The sequence below is a fragment of the Microbulbifer sp. MKSA007 genome (assembly GCA_032615215.1).
Taxonomy (GTDB): domain Bacteria; phylum Pseudomonadota; class Gammaproteobacteria; order Pseudomonadales; family Cellvibrionaceae; genus Microbulbifer.
The window spans coordinates 438,353-453,921 of the sequence record CP128431.1 but is presented as its reverse complement, the minus strand read 5'-3'; the positions used below and the strand labels follow the sequence as shown (position 1 = coordinate 453,921).

General features: G+C 55.0%; 15 protein-coding genes. 2 read left to right on the top strand and 13 right to left on the bottom strand.

The features are described 5' to 3' along the window. Positions 1 to 71 precede the first annotated feature (71 nt). The 7 genes from QT397_01960 to QT397_01930 form a co-directional block, all read right to left on the bottom strand. The gene (locus QT397_01960) at positions 72 to 518 is read right to left on the bottom strand and encodes an Lrp/AsnC family transcriptional regulator (protein WNZ53797.1); all 447 of its coding nucleotides are present in this window, start codon (positions 516 to 518) and stop codon (positions 72 to 74) included. A 75-nt stretch (positions 519 to 593) separates the two neighbouring features. Continuing rightward, positions 594 to 1,328, bottom strand: coding sequence for a copper homeostasis protein CutC (locus QT397_01955; protein WNZ53796.1), 735 nt, complete (start codon positions 1,326 to 1,328; stop codon positions 594 to 596). Then, positions 1,325 to 2,278 carry a N(4)-(beta-N-acetylglucosaminyl)-L-asparaginase gene (locus tag QT397_01950; protein ID WNZ53795.1) on the bottom strand — a complete coding sequence of 318 codons (954 nt, stop codon included), beginning with the start codon at positions 2,276 to 2,278 and terminating at the stop codon, positions 1,325 to 1,327. Before QT397_01950 ends, QT397_01955 begins: the two co-directional genes overlap by 4 nt. Positions 2,279 to 2,639: 361 nt before the next feature. Next, on the bottom strand, positions 2,640 to 2,951 hold the full coding sequence (locus QT397_01945) for a hypothetical protein (protein ID WNZ53794.1): 312 nt from the start codon (positions 2,949 to 2,951) through the stop codon (positions 2,640 to 2,642). Positions 2,952 to 3,174: 223 nt separating this feature from the next. Further along, positions 3,175 to 3,357 (bottom strand): AraC family transcriptional regulator, encoded by a 183-nt coding sequence (locus QT397_01940; GenBank protein ID WNZ53980.1) that lies wholly within the window; start codon positions 3,355 to 3,357, stop codon positions 3,175 to 3,177. Continuing rightward, positions 3,270 to 4,235, bottom strand: coding sequence for a hypothetical protein (locus QT397_01935; GenBank protein ID WNZ53793.1), 966 nt, complete (start codon positions 4,233 to 4,235; stop codon positions 3,270 to 3,272). Before QT397_01935 ends, QT397_01940 begins: the two co-directional genes overlap by 88 nt. Positions 4,236 to 4,931: 696 nt before the next feature. Continuing rightward, positions 4,932 to 5,537, bottom strand: a complete 606-nt coding sequence (locus QT397_01930; GenBank protein WNZ53792.1) for an NAD(P)H-dependent oxidoreductase — start codon at positions 5,535 to 5,537, stop codon at positions 4,932 to 4,934. A gap of 103 nt (positions 5,538 to 5,640) precedes the next feature. Here QT397_01930 and QT397_01925 point away from each other — a divergent pair, with 103 nt between their 5' ends. Next, positions 5,641 to 6,540 carry a LysR family transcriptional regulator gene (locus tag QT397_01925; protein ID WNZ53791.1) on the top strand — a complete coding sequence of 300 codons (900 nt, stop codon included), beginning with the start codon at positions 5,641 to 5,643 and terminating at the stop codon, positions 6,538 to 6,540. A 58-nt stretch (positions 6,541 to 6,598) separates the two neighbouring features. Here QT397_01925 and QT397_01920 read toward each other — a convergent pair whose 3' ends face one another. The 6 genes from QT397_01920 to fabI all read right to left on the bottom strand — a co-directional run bounded on the left by QT397_01920 (position 6,599) and on the right by fabI (position 13,130). Further along, complete coding sequence (locus QT397_01920; GenBank protein ID WNZ53790.1) at positions 6,599 to 6,961, bottom strand: hypothetical protein; 363 nt, start codon at positions 6,959 to 6,961, stop codon at positions 6,599 to 6,601. Then, positions 6,958 to 7,440 carry a GNAT family N-acetyltransferase gene (locus tag QT397_01915; protein WNZ53789.1) on the bottom strand — a complete coding sequence of 161 codons (483 nt, stop codon included), beginning with the start codon at positions 7,438 to 7,440 and terminating at the stop codon, positions 6,958 to 6,960. The genes QT397_01920 and QT397_01915 overlap by 4 nt, the downstream gene beginning before the upstream one ends. A 78-nt stretch (positions 7,441 to 7,518) precedes the next feature. Continuing rightward, a complete protein-coding gene (locus tag QT397_01910) occupies positions 7,519 to 8,679 on the bottom strand; it encodes an acetate/propionate family kinase (protein ID WNZ53788.1) in 1,161 nt (386 codons plus the stop codon). Then, positions 8,676 to 10,058 (bottom strand): bifunctional enoyl-CoA hydratase/phosphate acetyltransferase, encoded by a 1,383-nt coding sequence (locus QT397_01905; protein ID WNZ53787.1) that lies wholly within the window; start codon positions 10,056 to 10,058, stop codon positions 8,676 to 8,678. The genes QT397_01910 and QT397_01905 overlap by 4 nt, the downstream gene beginning before the upstream one ends. An 8-nt stretch (positions 10,059 to 10,066) precedes the next feature. Beyond that, on the bottom strand, positions 10,067 to 12,346 hold the full coding sequence (locus QT397_01900) for a DUF3141 domain-containing protein (GenBank protein ID WNZ53786.1): 2,280 nt from the start codon (positions 12,344 to 12,346) through the stop codon (positions 10,067 to 10,069). Positions 12,347 to 12,365: 19 nt separating this feature from the next. Further along, on the bottom strand, positions 12,366 to 13,130 hold the full coding sequence (gene fabI / locus QT397_01895; GenBank protein WNZ53785.1) for an enoyl-ACP reductase FabI: 765 nt from the start codon (positions 13,128 to 13,130) through the stop codon (positions 12,366 to 12,368). 388 nt (positions 13,131 to 13,518) lie between these two features. Between fabI and QT397_01890 the strand changes: the two genes are divergently transcribed. After that, complete coding sequence (locus QT397_01890; GenBank protein WNZ53784.1) at positions 13,519 to 15,552, top strand: hypothetical protein; 2,034 nt, start codon at positions 13,519 to 13,521, stop codon at positions 15,550 to 15,552. Positions 15,553 to 15,569: the final 17 nt, after the last annotated feature.

Genomic DNA, 15,569 nt, shown 5'->3' with positions numbered 1-15,569 from the left:
TTCCACAGCAGAAATGCCTTTGATCGTTTCATCTACGCAATGCGTATTTCAAAGTAATATGACAAAAATCGCTAGAGTTTATGTTGCCACTCTCTTAGAACGAAGGTCGTGTGCATAGAATCTACATAAGGTAACTTGCTGATGCGGAATCTGGCTGATTCCAATGCTTCCTGTGAGATAGCCTCTACCATCACGATCATATCGGTGGTTGGAGAGGAAACTGTCCAGCACCCCTTCACTTCCTCCCATTTTTTGACGTGATCGAACAAGGTTTCGCAGGCAGGTTCCGTCAGATGAACATGGAAGAAACTCTTCAACGTGCCGGTGTTTCTGGCGTCCGCATCTTCAAGGTCAACCGTAAATCTCTTAATGATACCAGCATCATACAGCCGATCGATCTTTGTTTTGACGTTGGTTCTGGACGTGCCGATCTTCTGGGCGATCTCTGTGAGAGACTGCCGCGCGTTCTCCTGCAAAAGAGAAAGGATCTTCCGTTCTGTATCGCTTAGGTTTTGCATTTTCTCGGGTAAAGTAATTCATTGAAATTCAAAATTGGTCCGACAGTATAATTATTGGTTTTCTAGTGCAATCAGCTAGTGGTCTAATATAGTTTGAGATAAATCAAGAAGTATAGTCTTTAGCAGTCTAACCTGATTTTCATCGGTCTTCTTTTCGCCGATCGCTTCAAAGCCAAAATCCAGCAGTGTCTGATCCTGCGGATAAGTTGAACCGCATCCAGCATGAATCTCAGTAAAGTCAGCTGCTTGCAGGATGTCCGAGGCTGTTTGTGCGTTGATACCTGAGCCCGGCATCACGGAAAGGCGTCCGGCGGCTGCGTGATGCATCGCTGCTAAATTCTCAATGCCATCAAATGCTTTGTGAGCACCGCCGGAGCTGAGGATTCGTTCGAAGCCAAGGTCCACCGCGGTTTCTGTCGCTTCCACCAAATCAGGGGCCAGATCAATAACCCGATGGAGGGTCAACCCAAGCCCTGCTGAGTGATCTATAAGGTTTTCCAATAGGTTAGCATCAAGTGCGTTGCTATGTTGGTTTGCGCCGAGGACGACGCCGGCCAAATTGGTATTACGAACAGCATCGATTTCCCGCTTCATCTGGTCCACCTCCTGCGGGGAAAAGATGAAGTTACCACCGCGCGGGCGGATCATGGCGTAGACCGGGATAGGTGCTTGGGCAGCCAGTTCCATCAGGCCGACGGAGGGTGTGAGCCCTCCCATGGCGAGGCAGGAGCACAGCTCAATCCTGTCAGCGCCACCGGCAACAGCGGCGTTCAGCCCAGCAATGCTGTCGACACAGACTTCCAGTTTCATGACAGCGCCTCCACGTGCCCGGCGAGCAGGTCTTCTGCAAGGATGGCTTTGCGCTTTTCTGGTTGGCCCAGCTCAGGTGTCCAGACCCAATAGACGATCTCCTCATCACAGCCCACATTGACCACACGGTGTTTGCTCGCAGCATCAATGGCATGGATCACCACACCGCCAATATAGCCGCTCTCCAGCTCCTGCAGTTCTGAGATTGCCAGCCGCAACGCATCATCCAGCGAGATACCCAGTTTCATGGCCAGTACCACAGTGCGGGCTGTGCCACAGCGCATGGTCATTTCGCCGGTATGCGTACAAGCCGCCGCGCCATATCGGCTGTCCGCATAAAAGCCAGCTCCGGGGATCGGAGAGTCCCCCACCCGTCCAGGATATTTCCAGGCCCAGCCGGATGTTGAGGTTGCCGTGCAGATGTTGTTCTTGCCGTCTTTGCAAAGGAATACGGTGGTGTCGCGCACCTTTTCCGGGTCGGTGATGGCCTTGGTGAGGGGAGCCAGATCCGTGTTGGGGAAGGCAGCCTTCTGCTCCTCGCTCATCACCTCTTCCAGCTTACGCCACCAGACTTTTTTACTGTGGTCCAGAAGCGCGGGATCTTTAGCAAACCCCAGCTCATCGGCATAACGTCGTGCGCCCTCACCCACCAACATGGTGTGAGGCAGATTATCCAGCACGGCCTTTGCTAAACGTGTGACTTCCAGCGTCATCGGCACACCAGCCACTGCGCCATAATCCCGCGTGTTGCCGTTCATGACACTGGCGTCGAACTCCATATCTCCTAAAAGGTTAGGCCAACCGCCATAGCCTACACTGCGCACCTTGGTTTCCGCTTCCACCAGAGACAGCCCGGGCACCAACGCATCCAGCCCATGTGCTCCGTTTTGCAGGTGGTCCGCCGTGGTGCCAATGCCCGGCCAGCTTTCAGAGTTTCCAAGTACAATCATTGCGCCGCTCAAAACTTATCAGAGAATAAATCAAAGCAACTCTTCGGCGCACCACGCGCCTTGTCAATGCTACCAATCCGGCGCTCAGGGCTGCCTCTCATATAAATATGCCGAGTGGTGCACCGCTAACTCTCTGAATTGCATAATATATCTGACCTGAAAATTGGTAGCACGCAAACCTGTGAGCGTTTGCGTTGTTTTGTGCGTTGCTTTGAAAGCTTTTGTGTTTTCCTGCGTTGCTATGTTTCCACTCGCAAATCGCGCCATGTTTGAATAATGGCAGCCGTTAAGCCGATAGCTTTGTACCAGTTCACAATGGGAACGCTGTAGGCATGGACCAGTTGACTAAGGTACTGGGTGATCAATTGACCTGTTGCTTCTTGGATTGGTCCTTCACCCACTGAATGTACTCTTGCATCTCTTGATCGTGCTTGTCGCTGCAGAAGAGATTCCAGAGCAGAAACTTTCGCCGAGCACGCAATCCGGCAATAAACAGGTCAATTGCCAATGCGCATATCCAAAGGAAGACTGGCATAACAACAATCAAAAATAGAATGTTCTTCAGAACCAAGTCGTTTTCGAAGTCGATGAAGAAGGATGCAACCAGGCCGGTAGCGAAGTTATAGGCAATGAATGCTGCGAAGACACAACACACAGATACCATCGCTCGCATTGGTCCTTTGCTGGCGAATTGTAAAAGAGCTCCGCAAACTCCCCAGAGCTTTAGAGCGCCCATGATTTTGTAATAAAAAGTCTTTTTAACAAGCCAACGCCACATCATAAAAGCCTACAGAAAATCTCAGAAGTAAAATCGATAAGGACCATAACGCCTTATCCGTTGTTTGCAAGAGATGAACAGCCGGAGGTTGAGCTTAAGCCGCTCAGTGTCCTCCCCCTCAGTTCAGCGTTGCCCCGTTCAGTGTGGCGAGCCAGTTGGCGAAGATGCCGCTGGAGGTGCGCAGTTGTTGGTCTTTGCCGGCGGAGACATCCATCAGGATGTCGCGGGGTGAGACGCCGTAGTGCTCTTTGAAGCTTCGGGTGAAGCTGGAGGCGTGCGAGAAGCCACAGCTTTCGGCAATCTGCTGAACCTTCCCCCCTCGCTTCCGGTGCGCAGCAGTTTGCGCATGGCGTGTTTCATGCGGATGTAGCGCAGGAAGGCGACGAACCCGCCCATGGGCTCAAACAGGCGGTAGAGCGTCGTGCGGGAAATGTTGAGGTGCTTTGCCACCTCAGTACTGTTGAGCCGTGGGTTGGAATAAGTGCGGCTGATGTATTCTGTAGCTTGTAAAAAGCGTGCTGCGTTCTGGCTGTTTTCATCAAGAGCAAAAGAGACGCATGGGCCGTTGTTCATCTGGTTGGCAACAAGCTTGGCGATGCACTCCACAATGGGCGCCACGTCTTCATCTGTCAGATCCCCCAGCTGACCGCGTAGAAGCTGCATCATGCTGATCACCGCATTGGCTGAACCGCCAATGGCCGGGATGCATAAGGTGGGATAGGTGCGGTCGCCATGCAAAAACGGAGCAAGGGTTGCCCGTGGTAGTGCAAGTGTCATCTGTTTGTAAGAGCTGTGCTCCACCACAAACGGTTCCGCCATATCCTGAATGATGAGATGACCCGGCTCAATGTCCACGCTGTGTCTGCCCATGTGGGTGACGCAGTTGTGGGTGTGGTCGTAAAACTGCACAAACACGGCGTCCATGCCATCGCGCGCAATGCGTTGGCTGGAGCGGATGAACTTGTGCGGGGTCGCGTTGATGGTTGCCACAAAACCGCTTTGATAGCGGGACCCGCGCACGCCTGCGCCGAACGCCTCCGGTGATGCGCTGCTGGAGGATAAACACACCTCGCCAGACGCTTCAGCCACCCCTTCGCGCCATTCTTCCCAGTTGATGCTGGGCCGGTAGATCACCTCGGGTCTCAGGTTTTTCATTGAGTTCTTCGATTCAACAGACATTCTACTCGATACTATACTGCAACACGTGCAAGGCAATTCCAGTCTGCACTCAAAATATTCCTGAAGGCTGGAGAACGAAGGAGCTTCGGTCCCGATTGAGAAAGAGACCTGCGAGGCCACTCCGTTCTGTCAGTTTTAGTCCCCTCCCGTTGAAAAGGATGCAATACGGGCATTGCTTCCGTGGTCCTGCTTATGGTTGGAGGCAAGGCGGTGGTCTGCAATGTATTGCGGGTTTACTCTGACAGGAACGTGTTCACTCCAGCCTTCAGATGACCAAGCTTCAGGAATGCGATCCCCGAGTTTCGGCCATGAAAAAGAATTCTGAAAAAGAATGCAGTGCTGATCATCAGATCATGACACCGAAAACATAGTCACCGCCATGTCACCCCATCCATAATGCCACGGTAGGCATATCATCCTGAAGGATGGCGGTTAAAACAAGGGCGTGAAACAAAATGCTAAAACAAAGCTGTGCTTTGAAACGCCAGGTTAAGAGAAGTGGACGGCAGGCCAGTGAAGTGGTCGATAAAGATCGAATCGATTTTTAATTATGTGCTGTATCTGCCATGCATTGGCGGCAAATAGATGCGCTTCCTAGCGTAATTTTGAAAACAGCAGCAAAGGTGCCCACACTGCAGAAAGGCCAAAAGGCGAGCCCATAAGCCCGCCTTTGAGTTGCTTTGGGGGAATGGAGGTCTAAGTGCTGACACGCGCAGCCAGCTTGGCGTCTTCTTCCAGCATTTTATCCAGCCGTGCTTTTTTGATGATTGGGCTCAGTTCCGGGTCCTGCACATGGGCCAGCAAGGCGGTTTGGGAGGCGATAACATCCTCGTCGCTGGCTACAGCTGCTCCGTGGAACACGAAGGGGCGCAGATAGGTCATGCCGGTCAGCAGAGCCGTTTGCTGGAAGGGCTTGAGCAGCTCGTCCATGCTGAAGTTGTTGTAACCCCCTGCGTGGTAGCTGTCCTCCGGGCCGCCGGTGGAGGTTGCCAGCACCAGTTCTTTGCCCGCAAGCTTATTGCCGCTGGGGCCATACGCAAAGCCATAGGTGAGCACCTGATCCATCCAGGCTTTCAGGACAGGTGGGGCGGAGTACCAGTAGAGCGGAAACTGGAAGACGATGCGGTCATGGGCAAGCAGGAAGTCCTGCTGTTCTGCCACGTTGAAGGTCAGGGTCGGGCCGCCAAGGCGGGTCAGGTCCAGCAGGGTGATGCCGTCTGTTTCAGCAAAGGTTTCAAACCATTTTCTGTTGATGCGGGACTTGCTGAGGTCGGGATGGGCGGTGAGAACGAGGGTTTTCATTGGGAGACATCCTCTCTGAGTTGCTGTTGCACTCTTTATAGCGGGATGCTCACGTGCTATTAATTGCCTGATTTTCTATCTAATAGATGTATGGAATCGAACAATGCGCCTCCCCCTCGCCATGCTGGAAGTGTTCAATGCCATCGCCCAAAACGGCAGTTTGCGGGGCGCTGCCAATGCTCTTGGCATCAAACCTTCCACGGTTAGCCACCAGTTGAAGTCTCTGGAAGAGCAGCTTGGGACGGCCCTGTTTGTGCGCACCACACGCTCAGTGACGCTGACGGATGCAGGCCGTGCGCTGCAAAGCGGTGCCGGGGCGGCGTTTGATTTGCTGGGGCAAGCGGTGGAGGATGCGAAAGAGTATGGCAGCAGTGCACGCGGGTCTTTGCGCCTGACACTGCCTGAGTTTGTGTTCCATACGTTTCTGGCCGATCTACTGCCCGGGTTTCAGGCGAAGTATCCGGAGATCCAGCTGGAGTTTTCTTTGAGCGATGCTATCGTTGATATTGTGTCAGAAGGTCTGCATGCGGGTTTTCGAACAGGCAGTCTTGTTGCGCAGGATATGATTGCCCTGCGCATCTCGGACCCGCAGCCGCTGACCGTGCTTGGCAGTAAAACCTATCTGGATCAGCACGGCAGGCCGGAAAAGCCGGAGGATCTGCTGGACCACGCGTGTATCCAGTATCGCTTCCAGACATCCGGCCAGCTGGCGCCCTGGGTGTTTCAGGTGGATGGTGACCGGGTGGAGATTGACGTCAAAGGCGGACTGGTTCTCAACACCCTGCCCTCTCAACTGGAGTTGATGGAGCAAGGCATGGGTCTGGCCCTCACCTTCCGCTATTACGCGTTGATGCAGTGTGATGAAACCAAGGTGGAACGCTTGCTGGAAGACTACCTCGACCCCGTCGCTCCGCTCTACCTGTTCTACCCCCGGGAATACAAAGACCTCCAACCCCTGCGCCTCTTCATAGAGCACATCAAGGCGCATCGGAAGTTGTCGTAGTGGCGATGCTCTTCTGAAAAAGGGCTACAGAAGTCATTTAAAGGCGAAAGAATTCTGATTAATCGAATGTCGATTGAGCGATAATCTCCGAACATTCAACTTCATAGAAGACATCTTTGGTCTTCTGGCTACTAAAGCAGTTCCATTGGATGAGGAGTTTGACACCAGATCGTATTGGCTCGAAAAAGACGAGTTCACCGTCTGATTGTTCCATGCTGAGATCAGATACCAACTCTCCTTCTCTCCGAATTATTCTCACCTGCAGCAGTTTGACCGATACTCTGGAACTCCGTCCGTCAATGATGACATCGTCAAGTTGAATGGAAACAGCGTCTTCGAATACCGAAAGCGCATCAATAGAAGCATCATGCAGTGATGATAATACAGCAGTTGTTGCTTCGTTCATGATCAGATGTGTCAACTTACTGGCGCCTTATATGGCGGGACTTGGCGCAGGACCATGCCGTACTTTTGGTCGGCTTTGTAGCCGAGGCTCTCATAGAAGCCTTTGGCGCCGCGGTCCATGCCGGTGAGGAGCATGATTTTGTAGGCGTTAGCTTGCCAGGCCTCGTTGCGCAGGGTGTCCATGACCATGCGGCCAAAGCCTCGGCCCCGGTAGGCTTGCAGGGTCACCACATTCTCAACAAGGCAGTACGGGCGGCCGCCATAGGTCATGTTGGGCAGAATGTGGAGCGTGGCGCAGGAGACGATCTGGTCGTAAATCTCCAGCCCGAACACCATGGTGCCGTCGTGGCCCAGAAGCTTGGCGAAGTGGGCACGCCCCTCCTCCCCACGTGCCAGAGGAACGCCTTCTGTCAGCTCATGCAGGAGGCCGAGATAATCCTCAAAGTCGTCAATGGTCAGGCGGCGGACGGTGATGGTGGGTGAGAGGACAGACATAACGGGACTCACTGAAAACGTGCAGCATGAAATATACGGGAAGTTTACCGCGAAGTTTTCCTGAGTCCCAGTCTCTCTCTATTGAGATTTGCTGCCAGCGGATGCCACAGCGCGGGCGATGACTTGTTCTTCGTTGGTGGGGATGATCAGCACCCGCACCCGTCCGGTGCCGATTTCCGGTGCGTTGGCCATGTTCTTTTCCTGATCAATGGTGATGCCCAAGAACTCCAGCGGTTCGCAGACGTTGGAGCGCACCCGCGCGGAGTTCTCGCCTACTCCGGCGCTGAAGATGAGCGCGTCGATGCCTTCCAGACTGGCGGCCATGGCGCCGACTTCCCGGCGGATCTGATAGCTGTAGTAGTTGATGGCTTGTTTGGCGAACAGCTCTTCGGAGTGTTCCAGCACGCGCATGTCGGAGGATTCTTCGGACAAACCCAGCAGTCCGCTGCGGCGATAGATGATGCTCTCGATCTCCTCCGGTGACAGCTCTTTTTCCTGCATCAGGTAGAGCATCACGCCCGGGTCGAGCCGTCCGCAGCGGGTGCCCATGGGCAGGCCATCCACGGCGGAAAAGCTGGTGCTGGCGTTGATGGACCGTCCTTCTTCCACCGCGCACATGGAGGCACCATTGCCCAGATGGGCAATCACGAGGCGGCCGTTGGCGATATCGGGATATTCGCGGCGCAACTCGCTGCAGATGTAATCAAAGGAAAGCCCGTGGAAGCCATAGCGGCGCACGCCTTCCTCATAAAAATGGCGCGGGATGGCAAAGGCGTCATTGGGAAAGGTGTGACCGGCATGGAAGGCTGTATCAAAGCACCCGATTTGCAGCACGCCGGGAAACACCTGCTTGGCTGCGCGGATGGTTGCCAGACTGTAGGGCTGGTGGAGCGGGGCCAGCGGGATCAGCTGTTCCAGCTCCTGCACCACTTCAGAAGTCAGCTCCGTTGGCTTGTAAAACGCGTTGCCGCCATGAACGATACGGTGGCCAATGCCCACCACGGACTTGCCCTTCAGATGAGGTTCCACGCGGGTGAAGATGGAAACCACGGCTCCTGCATGGTCAACATGGCCCAGATCTTCCACGATCTGCTCGGTTGAGGTCTGCATTTTCAGGCGGGCGTGGGGCCCAAGACGCTCAATGATGCCGGAGATGAAAAGCTCAGGTTCCGCAGCCGCTTTGTAAAGCGCGAACTTGACGGAGGATGAACCGGTATTGAGCGTAAAATAAAAACTCATGCTTTCTGGCTCGCAGCGTAAAGAAGCGCAACAGCGCAAGACATCAAACGGGCCTTGTCGTCATCGGCGCGGCTGGTGAGGATCACCGGACACCGGGCACCCATCACAACGCCGCACACCTGAGCATGGGCAACAAAGGCCAGTTCCTTGGCTAGCATATTGCCAGATTCCAGATTGGGCACAACCAGTACATCTGCCCTCCCTGCAACCAAGGAGGTGATGCCTTTGGTCACCGCTGCATCAATGTCGATGGCGTTGTCCATGGCCAGAGGGCCATCAACAATGCCACCTTTGATCTGGCCGCGTTCTGCCATTTTGGAAAGGATCGCTGCATCCAGGGTGGACGGAATTTTGGTGTTCACCGTTTCCACGGCAGAAAGGATGCCCACCTTGGGCTGCTGTTGACCCAGTGCTTGCGCCAGATTGATGGCGTTCTGGACAATATCCACCTTGGCTTCCAGATCCGGCGAGATGTTGATGGCTGCATCGCTGATGAAGAGCAGATGGTCGAGCCCCGGAACGTCCATCACAAACACATGGCTGAGGCGGTTGTCTGTACGCAGGCCAATGTCCCGCTTCACGATCTGGGCAAGCAGCACATCCGTGTGGAGCTGGCCTTTCATGATCGCCTGCGCCTTGCCCTCCCGCACCATGGCCACCGCCTGCGCAGCGGCTTGTGTGTGGCCTGCCACATCAAGAATGGTGCAGTGGGCCAGATCCTTTCCAAGCCGCTCAGCTGCGTCCTCGATCTTGTCCCGATCCCCGATCAGGATTGGCTCGATCAGTGTGTTTTCAGCCGCCAGCAAGGCGCCGCCCAGAGACTTCCGGTCTTCCGGTGCCACAACGGCGGTGATGAGTGGTGGCAACGGGCGAGCAAGGTCCAGCAGGCGTTCAAAGTGCTCGTAACTGCGCACGGTCAATCCCGGCAGACTGACGGCTTTGGCGATTTTGCTGGTGCGCGGGGCGATGACTTCCGCCTCCCCTTCCACGATCATCTGTCCATCAGCACGTTCCACAGTGGTTTGCAGCTTCACCACATAATCCGGCAGTTTTTCTGTCACCTTCACCCGTGCTGTCAGGTGGTCGCCTTCATAGGCCCGGCCCAGAAAGCGCAGGTTCTGGCTCCTATAAAGCGTGCCCGGCCCCGGCATCTGGTTGCCCAGCACGGCCGAGATCAGGCTGGCAACCCACAGTGAAGGAGCAACGCCCTCAAAGTCCCCTTCTCCCTCGCGGTCTTCCTTGGGCAGATGGATGGGATTGAGGTCGCCGGAGGCATGGGCGGAAACATAGAAGTCATCTGCTGAGCAGGTGCGCTCATAGGTGGCTTCCATGCCCACTTCGATTTGATCATACGGCGTGTTTTTGTAGGTTGTTGTCATCTCCTCACCTACCCCCACTTGAGCGTTTTCTTCAGGCAGTGCCACAGTTCCAGCGAGTTGGGCGCCATGTCTTCCTCGTTGCCGATGATGTAGGTCACCGCCTTGTAGGCGAAGGTTTTGTCTTTCTCGTTCTTCAGCAACAGCGGCAGGGCGTTGTAGCCTGCCTCCATCTCAAACCGCGCAATCAGCGTCTGGTCATGAATGAGGAAGTTGCGCTCCTTCGGGTCCATGGATTTGAACGGCGCCCATGTGGTCAGCACCTCGTTGAACCGCTCCAGCTTTTCGCCGCGCACCTCGGTGCGGGTATCAGCAATCATCAGCACAATACGCACGATGGCAGCGGCAGCTCCGCCCTTTTCGATCTTCTTCAAGGCGTTTTGAATGCTGGCCAGACTGTGCAGGTCCTGCATTGGCACTTTTGGTCTGCGGAAGGACAGGGCCTTGCCGTATTCCACCGCTTGGGGAGAGGCCCAGAAGGTGAGGAAGCTGTTTTCAATCATCGCTTCGCGCATATCTTTCAGCGCATCCCAGCCATATTCGATGCTGTCCGCCACCATCTCCTCCCAATAATGGAAGGGCGTTTTGGCCATGTTGGGCTTGTGGTTCTGCTTCACCGCAGCGGCGGCCATGGTGGGCCAGAACATGAAGGGGTTGGTGGAGGCAAACGCGCCGTTGGCGAGCCGCATAGGGTGCAGGTCGCGGGTGACTTCCGCTGTTTGTGAGCTGTTCATAGTCTTCAGCACCGGGCCGATGGTGCTGTCGTACATGTCTTCCCAGCTTTCCGAGAAACGGGCCACACCGGCAAAGGCTTTTTCCTCATCGCGTTCGCCGGTTTCCAGCAGCATCTCGTCGATGGTTTTGCGGGCAAAACTCACCTTGAACTTGGCATCACAGCCTTTGCCCTTCTGCTCTTCAATCTGCAGCTTGTAGAGCCCCGGAGGCATGGCTTCGATGGTCTTCAAGGTGGACGCCACCTGCGTGTGTTCCCGCTTGGCGACGCTAGAGGACACGAAGATGCCCAGATGCCCGACCTGATCATGAAGCATGTAGAGGATACGCTGGCCGAGGATCTCAATCTCCGCGTCATCCGTGTATGTGTCCGCGATCCAGTTGAGGGCCTGATCGGGCGGGGTGATGTTATCGCCGTAAGAGGAAAAGACGATGATCGGTGACTTGATGGTCTTCAGGTCAATAGGCCGTCCGGGCTCCAGAAACGCTTCGTTCTTGGCCAGTTTGTTGCCGATGAAGAGGTTGTCCAGAATCCAGCGGAACTCTTCCTCGGTCATGTAATAAAAGCCGTTCCACCACTTCTGGAACTCCAGATAGCGCTCTTCGCCGCTGTCGATCGTGGTGTAAAGGTCATAGTACTTGCGGAACCAGTTGCGGCCCGGGTTCAGCATCTCAAAGTTCTGCACCAGATTGGCGCCATCAAACACGCCATTGCCCAGATCAGCCGACAGCAGAGCTGGCACGATGCCGCCGGTCAGGCCTGCGGAGTAGCGCATGGGGTCCTGCCCCATCTTGCCGCTCCAGTAGGACATGGGTGCTCCGTTGAGCACGATCGGTCCCACCAGATCTGGATAAACCGCCGCCAGAATGGCTGTCGCCCATCCACCCTGACAGTTGCCCACCACGATGGGCTTCGGGCTGTCCGGATGACGCGAGATAATCTCCCGCAAGAACGCCGCCTCCGCATGGGTGACATGCGATAGTTCCTGATGCGGCTCTGGCATCGGGTGGAAGGCGACGAAATACACGGGATGGCCGCCGCGCAGGGCAACGCCCACCTGACTGTCATCTTTGAACCCACCGATCCCAGCACCATGTCCGGCGCGCGGGTCGATGATCACATAGGGACGTTTCCAGTCAAACACCTCCGTCCCTTCGGGCGGAATGATCTTCAAAAGCATGTAGTTGCAGGGTCGCGGCAGGTTACGGCCTTCCACGATGACCTCATAATCATAGACGAGCACCGGAGGACAGCCCTTGGCCATGTGGTCAAAGTAGGTGTCGCTGCTTTCGCGCAGGGCATCCATGGTCAGGATCGCCCGTTCACTGGACTCTTTCAGATAATGCGTCCAGGCATCCATGACCTTTTTAGGCGTGTCATAGGGAGCCCAGGAGGCGGCCAGCGCTTCGCCTTTGATCTTGGACTTCTCCTGTTTCTTCTGGAAGTCCTTCATCAGGCGGGTGGAGCGCCGTGAGTTGGCAACCTGCAAAAACTGGTTTTGCTGCGCGAGGGCCTCAAAGTACTGGGCAGTGCGCTGGGTAAAGAGTTCTATTTGCATAATCTACCTCGGTGCCTGCCTAGCCAATGATGCGGTAACCGCCGTCAATGGGGTGAACCACACCAGTGATGTTGCGGGCTTCATCACTGGCCAGAAAGGCGGCATAAGCGCCAATGTCTTCAATGCTTGCGAGTTTTCGTGTGGGCGCGCGCTCGGTGGCGTCTGCCAGCATTTCGTCAAAGCTGGCGATGCCGCTTGCGGCGCGGGTAGCCAACGGGCCGGGAGACAGCGCGTTGACGGAAATTCCCTTCTGGCCCAGCTCTGCCGCCACGTAGCGTGTGGTGCTTTCCAGCGCGGCTTTCACCGGACCCATGATGTTGTAGTGGCTGATCACCTTTTCCGAGCCGTGGAAGGTCACGGTCATCACGCTGGAGCCCGGCGGCATCAGCGGTTCGGATTTGCGGATCAGGCGCAGGAAGGAGTGCACGGAAATGTCCATGGCCACGCCAAACCCTTCTGCCGAGCAATCCACCACGCGGCCATGCAAGTCGGCCTGCGGGCAAAAGGCGATGGAATGAAGCAGAATATCCAGTGTGCCCCAGACCTTTTCGATCTGCTCATAAAGGGCATTCACCTGCTCGGGCTGGGTCACATCCAGCGGCGCAAAAATGGCGGCGTTGGCTTCTTCTGCCAGCGGGGCCACATGCTTTTTTGCTTTGTCATTCAGGTATGTAAGTGCCAGTTCCGCACCCTGAGCCTTCATGGCTTTGGCGCATCCCCATGCAATGGACTGGCTGTTCGCCACCCCAACAATAAGGGCTTTCTTGCCCTTCAATGAAAACATGTGGCCGTTACCCTACTCGTTGAACCCGGTGATTTGAAAGGAAAACAACAAGACTAGGAATAGCTATACAGGAGAAATAAGGAAAACCAAGGTGCGAAATCTAGTAAATGAAATGGCTATTTGGAATATTCAAAGAGTGACTATTTATGTAACTAAGTAGTTTTGTAATAAAATTGGATTTTCTGTTGTTTGGGCAGCTTTGTCGGGAGGTGAAGCCCTTCATTGGCCTGTGTCGCGTCCTCCATCTTTTTTACGGCTACAATCTGAGAGAGTGCCTGTCAGCACAGACCTGAAAAGCCAAAGCTTTTAAGAGGATTCATAAAAGCGTGGACCGGGCCTGTTTCTACAGTTTCCGGCGGAATGTTATTCGTAAAGTGATGGTGCTCGCATGACCGGATCAAATCTATCTGTTTCAAACTCACAGCCACCTGCCCCGCAGCCTAATGTGGCTCAGTATGCCGATGTCGTGCCGCCAAAGCCGAGCGAACGTATCGTTGAATACTCGCTCAACTATGTGACGAAGAAAACTGCTCAGCACGAGGCTGTCCTGGGCGAGATCAAGCGTGAGCTCAACTCTTACTTCAGCACTGAAGTGACTGAGAAGGTGGTAGATCACTTCCTTTCAACCAAACCTCACCTGCCGAAATCCAGTGTGCTTGCGACTCTTCTTCATGTGCCAAGCAAAGCCTCTCAGCAGGCGCAGGAAAAAGTGGCAGCGTTGTTTGAGGAAGCACATGCCTACGGCACACGGCTGACGCTGGAAACCTTTTTTGAAGGGGCTGCGATCCCTGATGACCCAAAGAAGGCAGCTGAAGTACTGACAGCTCGCATTGTTGAACTTGCAAAGACAGCGGATGCGGATGGTATTTCCAGTCTTGTTCGGTCCCTGAGCTTCCTCGGCGGTTCAGATGACGCTGTTTTGAAAGAAGCCGTGCCGATTGCGCTTAAAGCTGTGCATTCCACGCTCGTCTATCCGGAAAGCGTCCGCACCCAGAATGCAGCACAAGGCGGCGAAGTGGCCCGCGTGCCGGGTGAGGTTACCACCCATCTTCTGGCGTTGATCAGAGACGAGGCTCAAAACCCGGATCTGGACCCGGCAACTGCGGACCTGTTGGCCGAAGTTGATGGCTATGTGAAGGATCAGGTGCTGGGCCATAGGATCTCTGTACCGGAAACCCGCGAATTGTTGACCGTGGTTGGGGACAGGCTTGAAGAGATTGGCTTCAAGGATCTTGCCGACCAGACCAAGGTGCTGCAGAGCCAGTTGGGCAAAAGCGACAACCCACCGCTGACCCGCCTGCACGATGCGATTTACTCCCGTGTGCTCGACAGTACGTTCATTGCTGATCTGGTGGAAGATACCCCGCAGCCGGTGATGGATTCAGCGCAGCTGGTGAAAGACGGCCTACGAGATGTGATCTCCATCCAGACCCCACGGGTGCAGAACCAGACCGCGATGACAATGCACAAGATGATGGCTGGCAACGAACGCTTCTGGATGCCGGAATGTCCAGAACTGATGGAGTTCGTGCAAGGTCCCCGTCAGGATGCATTGACTAATCTGGACAAGTTTCTGAGTGCACCTACCCGCAACGGCTATGACGCCATTGCCGTCCCGATGTTGGTTGTGAAAGGCACGGTTGCCCTGCATGCTCTGCTGACCAAAACAGTGCCTGAAGACCGCCAGCCGCTCGTCATGAACGGTAAAAAAGTTGCGGACCTGCCGGCTTATGTGAAGGTGGCAAACAAGGCCTATCAGGGGATTTGCAAGGAAGCCAACCGCACCAACGCGCCGGAAGATCCAGACCTGAAACGAGAAGATCGTCCTAAGGTTGGCCGCACGGACACGCCAAAGAGTGCGCATGCTGGGATTACGCTTGGCTATCAACCCGGCAGTGTCACGTTTGAGGGTGACCCAGATAAGATCCCAAGTACGCACCCCGCGGATGTGAACCTGCCGAAATTGCAGGAGCCGAGCAAGTCGCAGGTGGAAGCCCTGTCTCGCGGCATTCCGTTTGCCTCCGGTGTGTCCGGATCTACCAACCTAAACTTGCACTTCCTGCATTATCTCCGGCATACCTCCCCAAACCCGGATCTGATCCCGGATTCCAAAGACTACATGGTCGCCAATACCATGTTCCTGAACTTTGATGGCGGTCACTCAATCCATGAGGCCCTTTGGGTCGGGCAGGAGCTGGATGGCACGCTGGGGCTTGATCTTGGCCTCGCCCGTGCAAAGCCGGATGGAACACAGATCGACTCTTCAAGTTATGTCTCTGACCTTAATGAGTTTATCGAGCTTTACGATGGCACTGAGACCGGTGAAGCCTTGGAGCGCGCCAAGGAAAGCGCTTTTGATGCCACGCTGGATTACTTTGACGAGCACAGTTATGCCGCCGGTAAAACCGTTGGTGAAGCCTGAGGCCATGTGAGGAAAGA